The sequence below is a fragment of the Streptomyces solincola genome, from assembly GCF_002982015.1.
Taxonomy (GTDB): domain Bacteria; phylum Actinomycetota; class Actinomycetes; order Streptomycetales; family Streptomycetaceae; genus Streptomyces; species Streptomyces solincola.
Window position 1 is genome coordinate 19,347 of the sequence record NZ_PVLV01000020.1, and the last position, 17,150, is coordinate 36,496.

A 17,150-nucleotide genomic window follows, 5' to 3' on the forward strand; every position below is an offset into this window, starting at 1 on the left:
GTTACTCGGCACCGCCCTGCTCGTCCTGCTTGGCACGAAGCGCTTCCACGGTGCGGACGAGCTTCGAGGGGAGCGCCTGGAAGAGCGCGGCAGTCTGGGACTGCTTGCCCTTCATGGCGCCTGCCAGCTTGGAGAGCAGAACCTCGCGGGACTCGAGGTCCGCGAGCTTCTTGATCTCATCGGCGGACAGCGCCTTGCCGTCAAGGACACCGCCCTTGATGATCAGGTTGGGGTTGTCCTTGGCGAAGTCACGGAGACCCTTCGCCGACTCCACCGGGTCACCGGTGACGAAGGCGACCGCCGTCGGGCCAGCGAAGAGCTGGTCGTCGAGCGAGTCGATCCCGGCCTCACGGGCCGCAATCTTGGTCAGCGTGTTCTTCACCACGGCGTACTGGGCGTTCTCACCGAGCGAACGGCGCAGCGTCTTGAGCTGCGCCACGGTGAGACCGCGGTACTCGGTCAGCACGGCGGCGTTCGAGCTGCGGAACTTGTCCGTCAGCTCGGCAACCGCGTCAGCCTTGTCGGGCCTCGCCATGAGCCTCGGCCTCCTTCCGGGTGATTCAGGACCGCGCTCGCTGAAGGGAAGGAGACTTACGCAAAACGAAACGCCCCGGCGCAGGCGCACGGGGCGTGACTCGACCCGGATCACGATCCGGGGAGTTCATCCACTGTCACCTGCGCAGGCCGTCCGCGATCAGCGGAGTCCTTCGGCTGTCGCGGCTACGGGAGCGCACGTCAGCGACCAGCGGTCTTTGGCTTCCGGGGAAGAGTACGGGAGGGCGGCGCCGGAACACAAATCGGCCCGTTCGGGTGAGGCTCCGCCCGGGGGCTCAGCCGCCGAGCAGGCCGCCCTTCCGCCCGCCCGGCTCGGCGAACAGGTCGAAGGTCTCGGCGGCCGGCGGGGCCTGCACGGGGGCGGCGGCGCCGTAGTCGGAGTAGCGCGCGGTCAGCGCGATCCGGCCCTGCGGGGTGTCCGCGCCGACGTCCATCCGGACCGGGTAGCCGTCCTCGCCCACCCAGACCTCGGTGTCGTACGCCGTGACGCCGGACTCCTCGATGCCGGCGATCAGCTCCCGCCGCTCCCGCTCCGGCAGCGACCGGAACATCCGGTCGGCGCCGGCCGTCTCCGCGACGCTGAACGTGCCCTGGTAGTGGTCGGCGCCGACCCCGTCCACCTTCTCCGCGCCGACGTGCCTGAGGTCCGGCGACTCCAGCAGCAGCGCGAGCTGCCGGGCCGGGTCCTGGTTCACGTTCTCCAGACCGGTGGTGAGCCGCTCCTTGACCGCCGCGTCCCCGGACGCCTCGGCGGCGGCCCGCAGGTCCAGCTTCACCCAGCGCCGGCCGTCCCGGTCCTCGATGCCGTTGTCGCCCAGGTCGGCGTAGAGCACCTCGTCCCGCAGCACCATGCGGACCGAGGCGGGGGCCTTCCGGTCGCCAGCCGTCAGCGGGGAGCCCTCGACCGTGACGTCCAGGGCGGCCGGGTCCCACCGCTGGACCTCGGTCAGCTCCAGGGCCCCGCCGCCGCCCGGCATCCCGGCCGGCGTCCGCAGCACCATGGCGACCTTCGACGACTTCGCCGCGGCCGTCTTCTCGTACGCCGCCCGGATCGTCTCCCCGCTCTGGGCCCGCGTGAGGCGCTCGCCCGCCGCCGCGGTGGAGCCGCCCCCGGCGTCGACGTCACGGCCGGAGACCTCGCGGCAGCCGCTCACGCCTGCCGCGAGCGCCAGGACGGCCGCACAGGCCGCCGTACGCCGTATCGCGTCCGTCCTCATCGCCGGGCCCCTCCCCACGTCGGTAGGGGTCCGTTACCCGGCTCCGGGGTCCGCATGCCGCCGCCCGGCGGCCCGGGTACGCGAAGGCCCCCGCTCCTTCCCGTACGGGAAGGAGCGGGGGCCGGTGCACGCGGTGCCCGCGGCGGCCGTCAGGTTCAGACGGCGGCCGGGTCCTCCTCGACGAGGAGGTTGCGGGTGCGGTTGGCGTCCAGCGGGATGCCGGGGCCCATGGTGGTGGTCAGGGTCGCCTTCTTGATGTAGCGGCCCTTCGCGGCGGACGGCTTGAGGCGGTTGATCTCCTCGAGGGCGGCCGCGTAGTTCTCCACCAGCTTGGTCTCGTCGAAGGAGACCTTGCCGATGATGAAGTGGAGGTTGGAGTGCTTGTCCACGCGGAACTCGATCTTGCCGCCCTTGATCTCGGTGACGGCCTTGGCGACGTCCATGGTGACGGTGCCGGTCTTCGGGTTCGGCATCAGACCACGCGGGCCGAGGACGCGGCCGAGGCGGCCGACCTTGCCCATGAGGTCCGGGGTGGCGACGACGGCGTCGAACTCGTTCAGGCGCTGGCCCTTGGAGATCTCGTCGATCAGTTCGTCCGAGCCGACGATGTCGGCGCCGGCGGCCTCCGCGGCCGCAGCACGGTCACCGGTCGCGAAGACCAGGACCCGGGCGGTCTTGCCGGTGCCGTGCGGGAGGTTCACGGTGCCACGGACCATCTGGTCCGCCTTGCGCGGGTCGACACCCAGGCGGAAGGCGACCTCGACGGTGCCGTCGAACTTGGTGGCGGCGGTGTCCTTGGCCAGACGGACGGCCTCGAGCGGCGCGTAGCTACGCGTCTTGTCGATCTTGGCGTCCGCGCCGCGGAGAGCCTTGCTGCGCTTCACTTCTTCTCCTGCGTTGTTCAGGGGTGGGAGTCGTGGTCCGGGCCGGCGCTGGCCCTGCCACTGGTACGGGGCTGATCAGCCGCCGACCTGCGAGCCGTTTCAGCCCTCGACGGTGATGCCCATGGAACGGGCGGTGCCGGCGATGATCTTCTCGGCGGCGTCGAGGTCGTTGGCGTTGAGGTCGGGCAGCTTGGTCGTGGCGATCTCACGGACCTGGTCGCGCGTCAGCTTGGCGACCTTGGTCTTGTGCGGCTCGCCGGAGCCCTTGTCCACACCCGCGGCCTTGAGGATCAGCTTGGCGGCCGGCGGAGTCTTGGTAATGAAGGTGAAGGAGCGGTCCTCGTAGACCGTGATCTCCACCGGCACGACCATGCCGCGCTGCGACTCGGTCGCGGCGTTGTAGGCCTTGCAGAACTCCATGATGTTGACGCCGTGCTGACCGAGCGCGGGGCCGACCGGCGGAGCCGGGTTGGCCGCACCGGCCTGGATCTGGAGCTTGATAAGCCCCGTGACCTTCTTCTTCTTGGGAGGCATAGCTCTCTCCGGGTCCTAGTGAGAGTTTTCCAGCCACCGTCCGGTCATCCGGATGGAGGCATACCGCACAACGATAACGGGTATGGCTGTACGGCCAAAAACCGACAGGTCAGACCAGCCCCAAGGGCCGACCCGACCTGTCGGAAATCTGTGTGCGATCAGTTCTTCTGGATCTGGTCGAAGCTCAGCTCGACCGGGGTCTCGCGGCCGAAGATCTCGACGAGGCCCTTGACCTTCTTCGAGTCGGCGTTGATCTCGTTGATGGTGGCCTGGAGGGTGGCGAACGGACCGTCGGTGACGGTGACCGAGTCGCCGACCTCGAAGTCCAGCACCTGCACCTCGACCTTGCGGGCGGGCGCCGGCTTGCCCTCGGCCTCGGCGGCCTCGCGGGCGGCCTTCTCCTCGGCCTCCGGGGCGAGCATCTTGACGATCTCGTCCAGGGTCAGCGGGTACGGGTCGTAGGCGTTGCCCACGAAGCCGGTGACGCCGGGGGTGTTGCGGACGACGCCCCAGGACTCGTTGGTGAGGTCCATGCGGACGAGCACGTAGCCGGGCAGCTTGTTCTGCCGGACGTTCTTGCGCTCGCCGTTCTTGATCTGGACGATCTCTTCCTCGGGGACCTCGGCCTGGTAGATGAAGTCCTCGACGTTCAGCGAGACGGCGCGCTGCTCCAGGTTGGCCTTCACGCGCTTCTCGTAGCCCGCGTAGGTGTGGATCACGTACCACTCGCCGGGCAGACCGCGCAGCTCGTCGCGGAGCGCGGCGACCGGGTCGACGGGGGCCGCCGGCTCGGCGTCGGGCTCGGCCTCGGCCTGCTCCTCGGCCAGCGCGGCGTCGTCCTCGGCGGCGGCCCCGGCGTCCACCGCGGCCTCCACCTCCTGGGCGACGGCGACCGGCTGCGCCTCGACCGACTCGACGGCCTCGTCGACGGGCTCCTCGGAGCCGTGCTCGGCCGCGATGTCGTCGGTGGCCAGAAGCTCGTCCTCGACCAGCGCCTCGTCCTCGACGTGCAGCGCCTCGTCCTCCGCGGCCTCGCCGGCAGCGGCGTCCGCAGCTTCCGCCTGGTCCTCGTCGGCCGCCTTGACGATGTCGAGCTCGTCCTGGGCGGACTCGTTCAGGTTCGGGTCAGACACGGTGGCTGCTTCTTCCTGGATACAGATGGGGTGGAACATGCGAAAAGGGGCGCCTGTCGAGGCGCCCTCCGCGGGAATCAGCCGAAGACGTACTTGACTGCTTCCTGGAAGCCGATGTCGATGACGGTCACCAGACCGATCATGACGACGACGAAGACGATCACTACGGTCGTGTACGTCGTGAGCTGGCTGCGGGTGGGCCAGACGACCTTGCGCAGCTCGGCGATGATCTGCCGGTAGAACAGCGCGAGACGGCCCAGCGGGCCCTTCTTGCCGCGCTTGCCGCCCTTGCGGTTCTTCTTGGGGGCCTCGTCCTCGGCATCAGGCATGTCGATGGAGCCTACGGCGTCCGTCACGTCTCTCACCTGATTCCGGGTCGGCCGTGCCGCGCCCGGGTTGAGCCGCACGGCGGTGCAATGACATACATACCTGCGCACACATCCTGGCGGTGTGTGTAGCAGGGCCGGAGGGACTTGAACCCCCAACCGCCGGTTTTGGAGACCGGTGCTCTACCAATTGAGCTACGACCCTCTGTCGTTCTCCACCAACGTACCGCATCAGCGGCGGTGGTCGGTGCGAGCCAACGAGCAGTGAGTGTACGTGGTCAGCGGCCTCCCGTCGAACAGACGGCGGCCGTCCACGCCGTGAAACCCGTGTACCCCGGCCGTCCGGGGTCTGGGACGATGGGCCGCATGAGCGCTGCAACTCCTCCCTCCGAGCGCCGGGTCTCCGCCCGCATCGGCGCGATCTCCGAGTCCGCGACCCTCGCCGTCGACGCCAAGGCCAAGGCCCTGAAGGCCGCCGGGCGCCCGGTGATCGGCTTCGGCGCCGGCGAGCCCGACTTCCCGACGCCGGACTACATCGTCGAGGCGGCGGTCGAGGCCTGCCGCGACCCGCGCAACCACCGCTACACCCCGGCCGGCGGCCTGCCCGAGCTGAAGAAGGCCATCGCCGCCAAGACCCTGCGGGACTCCGGCTACGAGGTCGACCCCGCCCAGGTGCTGGTGACCAACGGCGGCAAGCAGGCGATCTACGAGGCGTTCGCCGCGATCCTGGACCCGGGCGACGAGGTCATCGTCCCCGCCCCGTACTGGACGACGTACCCGGAGTCGATCCGGCTGGCCGGCGGCGTCCCGGTGGAGGTGGTCGCCGACGAGACCACCGGCTACCGGGTGTCGGTGGAGCAGCTGGAGGCGGCCCGCACCGAGAACACCAAGGTGGTGCTCTTCGTCTCCCCGTCCAACCCCACCGGCGCGGTCTACAGCCGCGAGGACGCCGAGGCGATCGGCCGCTGGGCCGTCGAGCACGGCCTGTGGGTGCTGACCGACGAGATCTACGAGCACCTGGTGTACGGGGACGCGGAGTTCACCTCGCTGCCCGCGCTGCTGCCCGAGCTGCGCGACAAGTGCGTCGTGGTCAACGGCGTGGCGAAGACGTACGCGATGACCGGCTGGCGGGTGGGCTGGATCATCGGCCCGAAGGACGTGGTGAAGGCGGCGACCAACCTCCAGTCGCACGCCACCTCCAACGTCTCCAACGTGGCGCAGGTCGCCGCGCTGGCCGCGGTCTCCGGCAGCCTGGCCGCGGTCGCCGAGATGCGCACCGCCTTCGACCGGCGCCGCCAGACCATCGTGCGGATGCTCAACGAGATCGAGGGCGTGGTCTGCCCCACCCCCGAGGGCGCGTTCTACGCCTACCCCTCGGTCAAGGGCCTGCTGGGCAAGGAGATCCGCGGCAAGCGCCCGCAGACCACGGTGGAGCTGGCCGAGCTGATCCTCACCGAGGTCGAGGTGGCGGTCGTCCCGGGTGAGGCGTTCGGCACCCCGGGCTACCTGCGGCTGTCCTACGCGCTGGGCGACGAGGACCTGGTCGAGGGCGTCTCCCGGATGCAGAAGCTGCTGGCCGAGGCCCGCGACTGATCCGCGTACGGCGTCGGTGAGCGGGCCCGGGGAGGCGATCCCCGGGCCCGCTCTCGCGTTCTGGCAAGCACCCGATCAGGGCCCGGCCGCCGAAAGGGGCTGCCCTCGGCGCGCCGCCTTTGGCAGGATCTCCGGATGGAGCACCCTCACCCCCCGCGCGACCTGCGTCTGCTGCCCAAGGCCCATCTGCACCTGCACTTCACCGGATCGATGCGCCCGGCCACCCTGCTGGAGCTGGCCGGCGAGCACGGCGTCCACCTGCCCGACGCGCTGACCGGGGGCGAGCCGCCGAAGCTGCGGGCGACCGACGAGCGGGGCTGGTTCCGCTTCCAGCGGCTGTACGACGCGGCCCGCTCCTGCCTGCGTACGCCCGAGGACATCCGGCGGCTGGTGCGCGAGGCGGCCGAGGAGGACGTCCGGGACGGCTCGGGGTGGCTGGAGATCCAGGTCGACCCCACCTCGTACGCGCCCCGGCTGGGCGGGCTGATCCCGGCGCTGGAGATCATCCTGGACGCGGTGGACTCCGCGTCCAGGGAGACCGGGCTCGGGATGCGGGTGATCGTCGCGGCGAACCGGATGAAGCACCCGCTGGACGCCCGGACGCTGGCCCGGCTCGCGGTGCGGTACGCCGGCAGCGGGGTGATCGGCTTCGGGCTCTCCAACGACGAGCGGCGCGGCATGGCCCGCGACTTCGACCGGGCCTTCGCCATCGCCCGAGAGGGCGGGCTGCTGGCGGCCCCGCACGGCGGCGAGCTGACCGGCCCGGCCTCGGTCCGCGACTGCCTGGACGACCTGGGCGCGGCGCGGATCGGGCACGGCGTACGGGCGGCGGAGGATCCGCGGCTGCTGCGCAGGCTGGCCGAGCGGGGGGTGACCTGCGAGGTCTGCCCGGCGTCCAATGTGGCGCTCGGGGTGTACGAGAAGCCGGAGCAGGTGCCGCTGCGGACGCTGTACGAGGCGGGGGTGCCGATGGCGCTCGGCGCGGACGACCCGCTGCTGTTCGGCTCCCGGCTGGCCGCCCAGTACGAGATCGCCCGGACCCACCACGGTTTCACCGACGCGGAACTGGCCGAGCTGGCCCGCCAGTCGATCCGCGGCTCCGCCGCCCCGCCCGACGTCCAGGCGAAGCTGCTGGCGGGGGTCGACGAGTGGTTGGAGTGCTGAGCGGCGCGGGAGGGAGGAAGGGAGCTAGAGGCTGACGCCGACCGTCACCGGCTCGTTGACGAGGGTGACGCCGAAGGCGTCCCTGACCCCCTCGACGACCTCGCGGGCGAGCGCCAGCAGGTCCTCGGTGGTGGCCTCGCCGCGGTTGGTGAGGGCGAGGGTGTGCTTGGTGGAGATGCGGGCGGGCCCGGCGCCGTACCCCTTGGTGAAGCCGGCCTGGTCGATCAGCCAGGCGGCCGAGGTCTTGGTCAGCCCCTCCCCCGCCGGGTAGGCGGGCGGCGCGGCGTCCTCGCCGAGCCGTTCGCGGACGCGGCCGAGGAAGGCCCCGTACGCCTCCTCGGTCAGGATCGGGTTGGTGAAGAACGACCCGGCGGACCAGGTGTCGTGGTCCTCGGCGTCCAGCACCATCCCCTTGCCGGCGCGCAGCGCGAGCACCGTCCTGCGGGCGTCGGCGGCGGGCACCCGGTCGCCGACCCGCACGCCGAGCGAGCGGGCGGTCTCCGCGTACCGCAGCGGGGCGCTCATCCCGCCGGCGTCCTCCAGCTCGAAGCGGACCCGCAGCACGACGTAGCGGCCGGGGTCGGCCTTGAAGCGGCTGTGCCGGTAGGAGAACGCGCACTCGGCGTTCGGGATGACGACGGTCTCGCGGGTCCGCCGGTCGTAGGCGACGACCTCGCTGATGGTGGCGGACACCTCCTGGCCGTACGCCCCGACGTTCTGGATCGGTGTGGCGCCGGCCGAGCCGGGGATGCCGGCCAGGCACTCGATGCCGGCGAGCCCGGCCTCGACGGTGCGGGCGACGGCCTCCGACCAGTTCTCGCCGGCGGCCAGCTCGAGTGTGCCGCCGTCCAGGGCGTAGCCGCTGGTGGCGATGCGCAGGGCGGTGCCCTCGAAGCCCTTGTCCCCGATGACCAGGTTGGAGCCGCCGCCGATGATCAGCAGCGGGGTGCCGGTCTGGTCCGCCTCGCGCACGACGGCGATCACCTCGTCGTCGGTGGTCGCCGTCGCGAGCCGGGTGGCGGGCCCGCCGAGCCGGAAGGTGGTCAGGGGCGCGAGGGGGGCGTCGTGGAGTACGTGCACGGGTGACAGGTTACGTGCCACCCGTGCGAGGTCGTCTGCCACGCGGGGCGGCTACGCCAGCCGGACGACGGCCCGCGACATCCCCAGCACCTTCTGCCCGGCGCTGGTGACGGTCAGGTCGACCCGGACCTTGTTGTCGTCCAGCTTGGCGGCGACCTTGGCGCTGACCTCGACGAGGGCGCCGGTGTCGTCGTCGGGCACCACGACCGGCTTGGTGAAGCGCACCCCGTACTCGACCACCGCGGCCGGGTCGCCGGCCCAGTCGGTGACCACCCGGGCGGCCTCGGCCATGGTGAACATGCCGTGCGCGATGACGTCGGGCAGGCCCACCTGGACGGCGAACCGCTCGTTCCAGTGGATGGGGTTGAAGTCACCGGAGGCGCCCGCGTACCGCACGAGGGTCTCGCGGGTCACGGGAAAGCTCTGGGCCGGCAGCTCGGCGCCGACCTCGACCTCGTCGTACGCGATCTTCGCGGTCATCGGCTCAGGCCTCCTCTGCGGCCGCGCGGGCCACCAGCTTGGTCCAGGCGGTCACCACGTGCTCGCCGGCCTCGTCGTGGACCTCGCCGCGGATGTCCAGGATGTCGTTGCCCGCCATGGACTTGATCGCCTCGATGGTGGAGGTGACGGAGAGCCGGTCGCCGGCCCGCACCGGGCGGCTGTAGGCGAACTTCTGGTCGCCGTGGACGACCCGGCTGTAGTCCAGACCGAGCTGCGGGTCGCTGATCACCTGCCGGGCGGCCTGGAAGCTGATGGCGAACACGAAGGTCGGCGGGGCGATGACCTCCGGGTGACCGAGTGCCTTCGCCGCCTCGGTGTCGGTGTAGACGGGATTCGCGTCGCCGATCGCCTCGGCGAATTCGCGGATCTTCTCCCGGCCGACCTCGTAGGGGGCGGTGGGCGGGTAGCTCCGTCCCACGAAGGACTGGTCGAGCGCCATGGACGCGTTACCTCCTGCAAGCGATCAAGGAATACGGTCGGCGGGCCGGCCCGCCCGTACCGGGAAACGACACGAGGCCGCCCCCTGGATGGGAGCGGCCTCGTGTACGAGCCTGTTTCAGCGCGTCTCGCGGTGCGCGGTGTGCGCGTTGCAGCGCGGGCAGTGCTTCTTCATCTCAAGACGGTCCGGGTTGTTGCGCCGGTTCTTCTTGGTGATGTAGTTCCGCTCCTTGCACTCCACGCAGGCCAGCGTGATCTTCGGGCGGACGTCGGTGGCAGCCACGTGAGTGCTCCTTGACGGACGGATGGACGGATGAACGCAAGAAAGAGTAGCCGATCGAAGGACCGACCCTGCAATCGGCTACACTTAGTGAGTAGCGGTGACCGGACTTGAACCGGTGACACAGCGATTATGAGCCGCTTGCTCTACCGACTGAGCTACACCGCTGCGATGCCGGATCCCCTCACCCGAAGGCGAGGATCACCGAACATCAGAGCCCCAATACGGAATCGAACCGTAGACCTTCTCCTTACCATGGAGACGCTCTACCGACTGAGCTATTGGGGCGAGCGATGAAGACATTACACGGTCGCGTGCCGTTCGCCCAAATCCGTTTCACCGCGCCTCCACCGCCCGTCGGCACCCCGGCTGGACTCACACTGTGTGATCATTCACGCACCCTCAGTGCGCAGAGTCCGTACGCAGTCCCACGCCGCCAGGAGCCCGATGTCCTTCGACAGCCAGCAGCCGCGACCGTCCGAGGGCGCCACCACCGACGCCACGGCGCTGCTGCTGAGCGGCGCCCTGCTGACCGACGGCCGGCGGGTGGACGTACGGCTGGCCGGCGGCCGCATCGAGGCGGTCGGCACCGCGGGCAGCCTGCCGGTCCACGGCGCCCGCGTCGACCTCGCCGGCTACCTGCTGCTGCCCGCCCCGGCCGAGCCGCACGCGCACGCCGACACCGCGCTCGGCGCGGACGCCCCCGGCCCCGTCCCGCACACCCCGGACGAGGTCCAGCGCCGGGCCACCGAGGCGGCGCTGCTCCAGCTCGGCCACGGCGCCACCGCGCTCCGGGCCCATGTGCGGATCGGCGACGTGCAGGGCCTGGGCGCCCTGGAGGCCGTCCTCCAGGCCCGCCGCTCGCTCCGCGGACTGGTCGACCTGACCGCCGTCGCCCTGCCGGGGCGGCTGACCGGGGCGGCTGGCGCCGAGGGCCTCGCACTGCTGCGGGACGCGGTCAGCATGGGCGCCGCGGTGGTCGGCGGGCGGCCCGCCCTGGACCCCGACCCGGCCGGGCACGTGGAGGCCGTCCTCGCGGTGGCGGCGGAGCACGGCCGCCCGGTGGACCTGCACACCGACGGCGACGACCCGGCCCGGCTGGCCCGCTGGGCGGCCATGGCGGGCGGACTGCGGCCCGGGGTCGCGATCGGACCGTGTGCGGCCCTCGGGCGGCTCCCGGCGGACGTCGCCGCACGGGCCGCCGACGGACTGGCGGCAGCCGGGGTGTCGGTGGTCTGCCTGCCGCAGGGAGGCTGCGCGGGCAGCGATGTGCGCGGTACGGCGCCGGTGCGGCTGCTGCGCTCGGCAGGGGTGCGGGTCGCGGCGGGCGGCGGCGCGCTGCGCGACGCGGCCAACCCGGTGGGCCGCGGCGACCCGCTGGAGGCCGCCTTCCTGCTGGCCTCGCAGGAGGGGCTGCGACCGGAGGAGGCGTACGCGGCGGTGGGCGAGGAGGCCCGGCGGGCGATGGGGCTGCCGGCGGTACGGGTGGAGGCCGGCTTCCCGGCGGAGCTGCTGGCGGTGCGCGGCGAACGCCTGGCCGGGGTGCTGTCCCTGGCGTACAGCCGGATCGTGGTGCACCGGGGCCGGGTGGTGGCCCGCACCAGCGCGGTCCGCGAGTACTGCGACTCCGCGGCCGCCCTCGACCTCCCCCGCCAGCACCATCCCCGCCCCTGAACCCGGCCGTCTTCCCGGGCGGCTCGCTGCGCGTTTCGCTCCGCCGAGTCGTACGGTCGTGAGCATGCGCATTGTCATCGCTGGTGGACACGGTCAGATCGCCCTGCGCCTTGAGCGGCTGCTCTCGGCGAGCGGGCACCGGGTGGCGGGCCTGATCCGCACCCCGGAGCAGGCGGACGACCTGGTGGAGGCCGGCGCCGAGCCGGTGGAACTGGACCTGGAGTCGGCGGCCATCGAGGCGGTCGAGGACGTGCTGGCCGGGGCCGACGTGGCGGTCTTCGCCGCCGGCGCCGGGCCGGGCAGCGGAGTGGAGCGCAAGCAGAGCGTCGACCGGGACGCGGCCGTGCTCTTCGCCGACGCGGCGGTCCGCGCGGGCGTGCCCCGGCTGCTCCAGGTCTCCTCCATGGGCGCGGACCCGGAGCACCAGGGTGACGAGGTGTTCGACGTCTATCTGCGGGCCAAGGGCGAGGCGGACGCCCATGTCCGCTCGCTCGCCGGTCTCGGCTGGACGATCCTCAAGCCCGGCATGCTGACCAACGACGCCGGCACCGGACTGGTCCGGCTGGAGGCGTCGACCGGCCGGGGCCCGGTGGCCCGGGACGACGTCGCCGCGGTGCTCGCCGAGCTGGTCGACACCCCGGCCGCCGTCGGCCTGACCCTCGAACTCGTCGGCGGCTCCGTGCCGGTGACGGTCGCCGTCAAGGACATCGCGGGCAACTGATGACCCACCAACCCGCCGCACCCGACCCGTCCGCCTCCCTCTCCGGCACCTCTGGTTCCTCCGGTTCCGCTGGCCCCTCCAGTGCCTCTGGCTCCGCCGGCCCCTCCAGCCCGGAAGTCCGCCGCCGCCCCGAGCAGCCCTACGTCTTCCTCCGCCGCACCGTCCGCATGGACGGCTTCGCCGAGATCGCCGACCGGCTGCCCGAACTGGTCGCCTGGCTCGCCGCCCGCGACGTGCCGGTCGGCGGCGCTCCCTTCTTCCGCTACAACTCCCTCTCCCTGGACGGCGAGTGCGAGGTGGAGGCCGGCGTACCGGTCGCCGACCTCCCCGAACCGGAGGGCGACGTGGGCGTCGCCCTCCTCCCCGCCGGCGACTACGCCGTCCTCACCCACACCGGCCCCCCGGACCTGCTCCCCGAGGCCGAGACCGCCCTGCGCGCCTGGGCCGCCGCCGAGGGCCGGGAATGGGACATGCGCGAGGTCGACGGCACCGAACGCTGGGGCTGCCGCCTGGAGCTCTACCGCACCGACCCCCGCCTCCACCCCGACCCCGCCGACTGGCAGATCGACCTGGCCTTCCGACTGGCGGACGGGGTGTAGGGCGCGCCTCCGGGCCTCGCCGGTCCGGAGGCGGCATACCAGAACGGCCCCCGATCGCGTTTCCGCTGATCGGGGGCCGTTCAATGGCGTGGCGGCGCCAGGATTCGAACCTGGGTAGGCTAAGCCGACGGATTTACAGTCCGCTCCCATTGGCCACTCGGGCACACCGCCATGGGATGTCACCGTGGAGAGGGCCGCTCTGCGGCGGTTCCCCGTGGCAACGACGTAAACGATACCTGATGCCGAGGGGTGCTCCGCCACCGGATTGATCAGCGCTGGGGGCGGGCCCGGGTGGCTAGGCTTGCGGTGCGGCCGGGGCCCGGACGCGCGTGGCGGCAGCCCGTACGCGCAGGTGCCCACTGGTGTCCGCACATCCGTACGCACCCGAACCAAGGAGCCACAGGACATGGCCGACTCCAGTTTCGACATCGTCTCGAAGGTCGAGCGGCAGGAGGTCGACAACGCCCTCAACCAGGCGGCGAAGGAGATCTCGCAGCGCTACGACTTCAAGAACGTCGGGGCCTCCATCGCCTGGTCCGGCGAGAAGATCCTGATGCAGGCGAACTCCGAGGAGCGGGTCAACGCCATCCTCGACGTCTTCCAGTCCAAGCTGATCAAGCGCGGCATCTCGCTGAAGGCGCTGGACGCCGGGGAGCCGCAGCTCTCCGGCAAGGAGTACAAGATCTTCGCCTCCATCGAGGAGGGCATCTCCCAGGAGAACGCCAAGAAGGTCGCCAAGGTCATCCGCGACGAGGGGCCCAAGGGCGTCAAGGCCCAGGTGCAGGGCGACGAGCTGCGCGTCAGCTCCAAGAGCCGCGACGACCTCCAGACCGTTATCTCGCTGCTGAAGGGCCAGGACTTCGAGTTCGCCCTGCAGTTCGTGAACTACCGGTAGGAACGCGGACAGCGGAACTGAGGGCAGGGTGGCGGCGCGGTCGGCCGGTGACGGGGACCGCGCCGTCCTGCCGGGCGGCCGCGACCGCGCCGGCCCCGTCGCCTCGGTGTCCGAAAGCCGCCAGCCCTCGGGCCGCTGGGTCAGCACACTGGACGGTGCGGTGAGGAAGGGAACGGCAGGGCGAGGAAGGGACGGATCATGACGGTGTACGCGTATGCCGACAGCCCGCTGGGCGCGATGCTGCTGGTCGGACGCGAGGACGACGCCGGGGCGCGACGGACCGGACTCGTCTCGCTCTCGGTGCCCGGGCAGAAGGGCGCCCCCGTGGTCCAGGACGGGTGGCGGCACGCCCCGGGGGCTTTCGCCGACGTGGTCGCGCAGCTCACGGCGTACTTCGACGGGACGCTGACCCGCTTCGACCTGCCGTACGCGGACACCGGGACCGACTTCCAGCGCCGGGTCTGGCGAGCGCTGGAGGACATCCCGTACGGCGAGACGGTCAGCTACGGGCAGATCGCGGCGCTGGTCGGGGCGACCGGCGCGGGGGTGCGCGCCGTCGGGACGGCGATCGGCCGCAACCCGCTGCTCGTCGTCCGCCCCTGCCACCGGGTGATCGGCGCTGACGGGGCACTGCGCGGCTACGCGGCCGGGCTGGACCGCAAGCGCCTGCTGCTCGGTCTTGAGGGGGCCGCCGCGGCGGACCCGTCCGTGGTGGCCGGGGCCCTGGTGGGCACGCCGTCGCCGTGACGGACGACGCGCTGTTCTCCGTGGCGCGGGAGCGCCGGGAGGTCGCCCCGGGCGCGGTGCACCTGCCCGGGTGGCTGGCGGCCGAGCGCCGGCGGCACCTGGTCGAGGCGTGCCGGGACTGGGCGCGCGGACCGGTGCCGATGCGGCACACGGCCCTCCCCGGCGGCGGAGTGATGTCGGTGCGCACGGTCTGCGTGGGCTGGCACTGGCAGCCGTACCGCTATTCGCGGACGGCGGACGACGTGAACGGCGCTCCGGTGGCCGGCTTCCCGGAGTGGCTGGCCGAACTGGGCCGTGCCGCGGTCACCGCGGCGTACGGCGAGCACGGCGGTTACGCCCCGGACACGGCGCTGGTGAACTTCTACGACTCCGCCGCGCGGATGGGCATGCACCAGGACAAGGAGGAGCGGTCGGGCGCTCCGGTGGTCTCCCTCAGCATCGGCGGCGCCTGCGTCTTCCGGTTCGGCAACACCGAGACCCGGGGCCGCCCCTACACGGACGTCGAGCTGCTCTCGGGTGACCTCTTCGTCTTCGGCGGGCCTTCCCGCTTCGCGTACCACGGGGTGCCCAGGGTGCTCTCCGGCGCCGGCGACCCGGCGGCCGGCCTGGAGTCCGGCCGGCTGAACGTCACCCTGCGCGAGACGGGTCTGGGCGGCCGCCGGGCCGCCTCGTAGCTCCGCGTCCCGGGCCGGGCCGGCGCCGTCGTCGTCCGTGTCGTCCGGGGCCGGGTGGACGCCGTACTCGTCGGCGAACCAGCCCGTGCCGTCCAGCAGCGGCTCCAGGGCCTCGGCCACGGTGAGGGCGTCCACGCTCCAGGGGTCGTCCGCCCCCGCGCCGCGGCCCCCCGGCCGCTCCTCGTACTCGGTCATGCCCTCATGCTGCACCACGCCACTGACAACGGGTGGCGGGCGGATTACCAGCCGGAGACCAGCGGGCGGTCGGTCGGGACGATCTCCTTGCCGAGCGGGAACAGCGACACCGGGATGAGCTTGAAATTGGCGATGCCCAGCGGGATGCCGATGATCGAGACGCACAGCGCGATGCCGGTGACGACGTGGCCCAGCGCGAGCCACCAACCGGCGAGGATCAGCCACAGCACGTTGACCACGAAGGAGCCGGCGCCCGCGTCCCGGCGGTCGACGACGGTCTGGCCGAAGGGCCACAGCGCGTAGACGCCGATGCGGAAGGCCGCCACGCCGAACGGGATGCCGATGATCGTGATGCACAGCAGCAGCCCGGCGGCGAGGTAGCCGAGGAACATCCAGAAGCCGCAGAGGACGAGCCAGATGACGTTCAGGATTGTCTTCACGGTCGGGGGCCTGCCATCCGTTCGAGCCGGGCGATGCGCTCGGCCATGGGCGGGTGCGTGGAGAACATCTTGGAGAGGCCCTGTCCGGGCCGGAAGGGGTTGGCGATCATCATGTGGCTCGCCGTCTCCAGGCGGGGCTCCGGCGGCAGCGGGAGCTGCTTGGCGCCGGCCTCCAGCTTGCGCAGCGCGCTCGCCAGCGCCAGCGGGTCGCCGGTGAGCTGGGCGCCCGAGGCGTCCGCCTCGTACTCCCGGGAGCGGCTGATCGCCAACTGGATGACGGAGGCGGCGAGCGGCCCCAGCAGCATGATCAGCAGCATGCCGAGCAGCCCGGGGCCCTCGTCGTCGTCCGAGCGGCCGATCGGGATCAGCCAGGCGAAGTTCACCAGGAACATGATCACCGAGGCGAGCGCGCCGGCGACCGAGGAGATCAGGATGTCCCGGTTGTAGACGTGGCTCAGCTCGTGGCCGATGACGCCGCGCAGCTCCCGCTCGTCGAGTATCCGCAGGATGCCGTCGGTGCAGCAGACCGCGGCGTTGCGCGGGTTGCGGCCGGTGGCGAAGGCGTTGGGCGCCTGGGTCGGCGAGATGTAGAGCCGGGGCATGGGCTGCCGGGCCTGGGTGGAGAGCTCGCGGACCATCCGGTAGAGCTGGGGCGCCTCGAACTCGCTGACCGGTCGGGCCCGCATGGCGCGCAGCGCGAGCTTGTCGCTGTTCCAGTACGCGTAGGCGTTGGTGCCGAGCGCGACGAGAAGCGCGACGATGAGGCCCGTACGCCCGAAGAAACCGCCGATCAGGATGATCAGCGCGGACAGTCCTCCGAGGAGGACCGCGGTCCTCAGCCCGTTGTGCCGGCGGTGCACGGTACGCCCTCCAGATGGTGCGGCAGGGGAACCCTCTGCGTGGTGCTGGTCCACGTCCTTCAGTGGACCCTTCCCGCTTGGTCAACGCCAGGCGGGAGGCACGGGTTCCCAGGTCCGCGGGGCGGCGGGCTCAGCCGTACGGGTGAAGGCGGTTGCCGGGGCCTGCGCCGGGGCCTACCGCTGGGCGGGCAGGCCGGCCTTCTGAAGGGCCTCAGGCAGCGGGACGACCTCGCTGGTGCAGTGGCCGCAGCGGCTGGCGACGGCCGGGATCTCGGTGTAGCAGAACGGGCAGTCGCGGACGGCCGCCTTGATGTCGAAGGGGGCGTCCCGCTTGAACCGGTTCTGGATCTTGACCATGGGGACGACGACGAAGAAGTAGAGCACCGCCGCGGTGATCATGAAGGCGAGCAGGGCGCCGATGAACAGGCCGTACGGGAAGTGCGCGCCCTGGACGGTGAAGGTCTTCTTGCTGAAGTCGCCGACGGTTCCGGTCGCTATGCCGATGAGCGGGGTGATGAAGGCGTTGCTGAACGCCGTGACGACCGCCGTGAAGGCGGCGCCCACCGCGAGGCCGATCGCCATGGTGATGATGTTGCCGCGGAGGATGAAGTCCTTGAAACCGTTGAGCACGGCCTGCTCC

The 17,150-nt window shown here is 71.8% G+C and carries 21 protein-coding genes and 4 tRNA genes; 8 read left to right on the forward strand and 17 right to left on the reverse strand.

Translation table 11 applies throughout. The annotated features are described in order from the left end of the window. Nucleotide 1: 1 nt before the first annotated feature. The 7 genes from rplJ to C6N75_RS01610 form a co-directional block, all read right to left on the reverse strand. Nucleotides 2-535: a 50S ribosomal protein L10 gene (rplJ, locus tag C6N75_RS01580; protein WP_105867021.1), complete on the reverse strand. Its 534-nt coding sequence runs from the start codon at nucleotides 533-535 to the stop codon at nucleotides 2-4. Between the two features lie 295 nt (nucleotides 536-830). Beyond that, entirely contained in the window at nucleotides 831-1,772 is a 942-nt protein-coding gene (locus tag C6N75_RS01585) for a hypothetical protein (protein WP_105867022.1), read from the reverse strand. A gap of 155 nt (nucleotides 1,773-1,927) precedes the next feature. After that, nucleotides 1,928-2,656, reverse strand: a complete 729-nt coding sequence (rplA, locus tag C6N75_RS01590; protein ID WP_105867023.1) for a 50S ribosomal protein L1 — start codon at nucleotides 2,654-2,656, stop codon at nucleotides 1,928-1,930. A 99-nt stretch (nucleotides 2,657-2,755) separates the two neighbouring features. Next, nucleotides 2,756-3,190 (reverse strand): 50S ribosomal protein L11, encoded by a 435-nt coding sequence (gene rplK, locus C6N75_RS01595; protein WP_105867024.1) that lies wholly within the window; start codon nucleotides 3,188-3,190, stop codon nucleotides 2,756-2,758. A 158-nt stretch (nucleotides 3,191-3,348) separates the two neighbouring features. Beyond that, nucleotides 3,349-4,323: a transcription termination/antitermination protein NusG gene (gene nusG, locus C6N75_RS01600; protein ID WP_105867025.1), complete on the reverse strand. Its 975-nt coding sequence runs from the start codon at nucleotides 4,321-4,323 to the stop codon at nucleotides 3,349-3,351. Nucleotides 4,324-4,400: 77 nt separating this feature from the next. After that, complete coding sequence (gene secE / locus C6N75_RS01605; RefSeq protein WP_105867026.1) at nucleotides 4,401-4,679, reverse strand: preprotein translocase subunit SecE; 279 nt, start codon at nucleotides 4,677-4,679, stop codon at nucleotides 4,401-4,403. A 102-nt stretch (nucleotides 4,680-4,781) separates the two neighbouring features. Beyond that, nucleotides 4,782-4,854, reverse strand: a tRNA-Trp gene (locus tag C6N75_RS01610). 161 nt (nucleotides 4,855-5,015) lie between these two features. Between C6N75_RS01610 and C6N75_RS01615 the strand changes: the two genes are divergently transcribed. Continuing rightward, complete coding sequence (locus C6N75_RS01615) at nucleotides 5,016-6,242, forward strand: pyridoxal phosphate-dependent aminotransferase (RefSeq protein WP_181160281.1); 1,227 nt, start codon at nucleotides 5,016-5,018, stop codon at nucleotides 6,240-6,242. Between the two features lie 135 nt (nucleotides 6,243-6,377). Next, a complete protein-coding gene (locus C6N75_RS01620) occupies nucleotides 6,378-7,406 on the forward strand; it encodes an adenosine deaminase (protein WP_105867028.1) in 1,029 nt (342 codons plus the stop codon). Between the two features lie 24 nt (nucleotides 7,407-7,430). Here C6N75_RS01620 and C6N75_RS01625 read toward each other — a convergent pair whose 3' ends face one another. The 6 genes from C6N75_RS01625 to C6N75_RS01650 all read right to left on the reverse strand — a co-directional run bounded on the left by C6N75_RS01625 (nucleotide 7,431) and on the right by C6N75_RS01650 (nucleotide 9,993). Further along, nucleotides 7,431-8,507: a UDP-N-acetylmuramate dehydrogenase gene (locus C6N75_RS01625; RefSeq protein WP_181160282.1), complete on the reverse strand. Its 1,077-nt coding sequence runs from the start codon at nucleotides 8,505-8,507 to the stop codon at nucleotides 7,431-7,433. Between the two features lie 30 nt (nucleotides 8,508-8,537). Beyond that, entirely contained in the window at nucleotides 8,538-8,966 is a 429-nt protein-coding gene (locus C6N75_RS01630) for a MaoC family dehydratase (RefSeq protein WP_105867029.1), read from the reverse strand. A gap of 4 nt (nucleotides 8,967-8,970) precedes the next feature. After that, nucleotides 8,971-9,426 (reverse strand): MaoC family dehydratase N-terminal domain-containing protein, encoded by a 456-nt coding sequence (locus C6N75_RS01635; RefSeq protein ID WP_105867030.1) that lies wholly within the window; start codon nucleotides 9,424-9,426, stop codon nucleotides 8,971-8,973. Nucleotides 9,427-9,543: 117 nt separating this feature from the next. Then, nucleotides 9,544-9,708, reverse strand: a complete 165-nt coding sequence (rpmG, locus tag C6N75_RS01640) for a 50S ribosomal protein L33 (RefSeq protein WP_003948671.1) — start codon at nucleotides 9,706-9,708, stop codon at nucleotides 9,544-9,546. A 92-nt stretch (nucleotides 9,709-9,800) separates the two neighbouring features. Further along, nucleotides 9,801-9,873: transfer RNA gene (locus tag C6N75_RS01645), tRNA-Met, on the reverse strand. Between the two features lie 47 nt (nucleotides 9,874-9,920). After that, nucleotides 9,921-9,993: transfer RNA gene (locus C6N75_RS01650), tRNA-Thr, on the reverse strand. 159 nt (nucleotides 9,994-10,152) lie between these two features. Here C6N75_RS01650 and C6N75_RS01655 point away from each other — a divergent pair. The 3 genes from C6N75_RS01655 (at nucleotide 10,153) to C6N75_RS01665 (ending at nucleotide 12,699) form a co-directional block, all read left to right on the forward strand. Further along, on the forward strand, nucleotides 10,153-11,379 hold the full coding sequence (locus tag C6N75_RS01655; protein WP_105867031.1) for an amidohydrolase family protein: 1,227 nt from the start codon (nucleotides 10,153-10,155) through the stop codon (nucleotides 11,377-11,379). A 64-nt stretch (nucleotides 11,380-11,443) separates the two neighbouring features. After that, a complete protein-coding gene (locus tag C6N75_RS01660) occupies nucleotides 11,444-12,100 on the forward strand; it encodes an SDR family oxidoreductase (RefSeq protein ID WP_105867047.1) in 657 nt (218 codons plus the stop codon). Next, a complete protein-coding gene (locus C6N75_RS01665; RefSeq protein WP_105867032.1) occupies nucleotides 12,100-12,699 on the forward strand; it encodes a GyrI-like domain-containing protein in 600 nt (199 codons plus the stop codon). The genes C6N75_RS01660 and C6N75_RS01665 overlap by 1 nt, the downstream gene beginning before the upstream one ends. A gap of 89 nt (nucleotides 12,700-12,788) precedes the next feature. Here the strand turns inward: C6N75_RS01665 and C6N75_RS01670 are convergent. Further along, nucleotides 12,789-12,870 (reverse strand) — tRNA-Tyr (locus C6N75_RS01670). Between the two features lie 235 nt (nucleotides 12,871-13,105). Between C6N75_RS01670 and C6N75_RS01675 the strand changes: the two genes are divergently transcribed. The 3 genes from C6N75_RS01675 to C6N75_RS01685 all read left to right on the forward strand — a co-directional run bounded on the left by C6N75_RS01675 (nucleotide 13,106) and on the right by C6N75_RS01685 (nucleotide 15,015). After that, complete coding sequence (locus C6N75_RS01675) at nucleotides 13,106-13,594, forward strand: YajQ family cyclic di-GMP-binding protein (RefSeq protein WP_105867033.1); 489 nt, start codon at nucleotides 13,106-13,108, stop codon at nucleotides 13,592-13,594. 198 nt (nucleotides 13,595-13,792) lie between these two features. Then, nucleotides 13,793-14,341 carry a methylated-DNA--[protein]-cysteine S-methyltransferase gene (locus C6N75_RS01680; protein WP_105867034.1) on the forward strand — a complete coding sequence of 183 codons (549 nt, stop codon included), beginning with the start codon at nucleotides 13,793-13,795 and terminating at the stop codon, nucleotides 14,339-14,341. Next, on the forward strand, nucleotides 14,338-15,015 hold the full coding sequence (locus C6N75_RS01685; RefSeq protein WP_258177165.1) for an alpha-ketoglutarate-dependent dioxygenase AlkB family protein: 678 nt from the start codon (nucleotides 14,338-14,340) through the stop codon (nucleotides 15,013-15,015). The genes C6N75_RS01680 and C6N75_RS01685 overlap by 4 nt, the downstream gene beginning before the upstream one ends. Before the next feature lie 239 nt (nucleotides 15,016-15,254). Here the strand turns inward: C6N75_RS01685 and C6N75_RS01690 are convergent, their stop codons facing one another. The 3 genes from C6N75_RS01690 to mscL form a co-directional block, all read right to left on the reverse strand. Continuing rightward, nucleotides 15,255-15,650, reverse strand: a complete 396-nt coding sequence (locus C6N75_RS01690; RefSeq protein WP_105867035.1) for a YccF domain-containing protein — start codon at nucleotides 15,648-15,650, stop codon at nucleotides 15,255-15,257. Continuing rightward, nucleotides 15,647-16,510 (reverse strand): zinc metalloprotease HtpX, encoded by an 864-nt coding sequence (htpX, locus tag C6N75_RS01695; protein WP_105867036.1) that lies wholly within the window; start codon nucleotides 16,508-16,510, stop codon nucleotides 15,647-15,649. Before htpX ends, C6N75_RS01690 begins: the two co-directional genes overlap by 4 nt. Nucleotides 16,511-16,684: 174 nt before the next feature. Further along, nucleotides 16,685-17,140: a large conductance mechanosensitive channel protein MscL gene (gene mscL / locus C6N75_RS01700; protein ID WP_105867037.1), complete on the reverse strand. Its 456-nt coding sequence runs from the start codon at nucleotides 17,138-17,140 to the stop codon at nucleotides 16,685-16,687. Between the last annotated feature and the right edge of the window lie 10 nt (nucleotides 17,141-17,150).